Origin of the sequence: Psychrobacter sp. 1044, from assembly GCF_904846525.1 — a bacterium.
Taxonomy (GTDB): domain Bacteria; phylum Pseudomonadota; class Gammaproteobacteria; order Pseudomonadales; family Moraxellaceae; genus Psychrobacter.
The window spans coordinates 1-1181 of record NZ_CAJHAZ010000051.1 but is presented as its reverse complement, the minus strand read 5'-3'; the positions used below and the strand labels follow the sequence as shown (position 1 = coordinate 1181).

Sequence of the window (1181 nt, the reverse complement as noted above, 5' to 3'; positions counted from 1 at the left end):
CCAAAAAAAGAGGAAATACCCATGGCAAAGGCCAAGTTTGAACGCGTAAAGCCACACGTCAACGTCGGTACAATCGGACACGTTGACCACGGTAAAACAACCCTAACAGCTGCCATCGCAACTGTAGCAGCAATCACCTCTGGTGGCGAAGCCAAAGACTACGCGTCTATTGACTCAGCACCAGAAGAAAAAGCACGTGGCATCACCATTAACACCTCACACGTAGAATATGACACTCCAGCACGTCACTACGCTCACGTCGATTGCCCAGGTCACGCCGATTATGTTAAAAACATGATCACTGGTGCTGCTCAGATGGACGGCGCAATCCTAGTCGTATCAGCAACTGACGGCCCAATGCCACAAACCCGTGAGCACATCCTGCTTTCACGTCAGGTTGGCGTACCGTACATCATCGTATTCATGAACAAATGTGATGTTGTTGATGACGAAGAATTGCTAGAACTCGTAGAAATGGAAGTTCGTGAACTTCTTAATGACTACGACTTCCCAGGTGATGATACCCCAATCATCCATGGTTCAGCGACTGAAGCCCTAAAAGGCTCACAAGAAAAATACGGCCAACCAGCGGTTGTAGAACTTCTTAACGTTCTTGACACCTACATCCCAGAGCCAGAGCGTGACGTTGACAAAGCATTCCTAATGCCAATCGAAGACGTATTCTCAATCTCAGGCCGTGGTACTGTTGTAACAGGTCGTGTTGAATCTGGTATCGTACGCGTAGGCGACGAAATCGAAATCGTCGGTATCCGTGACACTCAAAAAACCACCTGTACTGGTGTAGAGATGTTCCGTAAACTGCTTGACGAAGGTCGTGCAGGCGAAAACTGTGGCGTACTACTACGTGGTACTAAACGTGAAGACGTACAACGTGGCCAAGTACTAGCTAAGCCAGGTTCAATCACTCCTCACACCAAGTTTGACGCTGAAGTATATGTGTTGAGCAAAGAAGAGGGTGGTCGTCATACACCATTCCTAAACGGCTATCGTCCACAGTTCTACTTCCGTACTACTGACGTAACTGGCGCAATCCAATTACAAGACGGAACAGAGATGGTAATGCCTGGTGATAACGTTGAGATGGGCGTAGAGCTTATCCACCCAATCGCTATGGACAAAGGTCTTCGCTTCGCTATTCGTGAAGGCGGCCGTACTGTAGG

The 1181-nt window shown here is 48.3% G+C and carries 1 protein-coding gene; it reads left to right on the top strand.

Annotated features, from left to right (window positions below):
* Positions 1 to 21 precede the first annotated feature (21 nt).
* Positions 22 to 1181, top strand: a 1160-nt coding sequence (gene tuf, locus JMX82_RS14130) for an elongation factor Tu (protein ID WP_201541001.1), incomplete at its 3' end; no start/stop codon positions are given.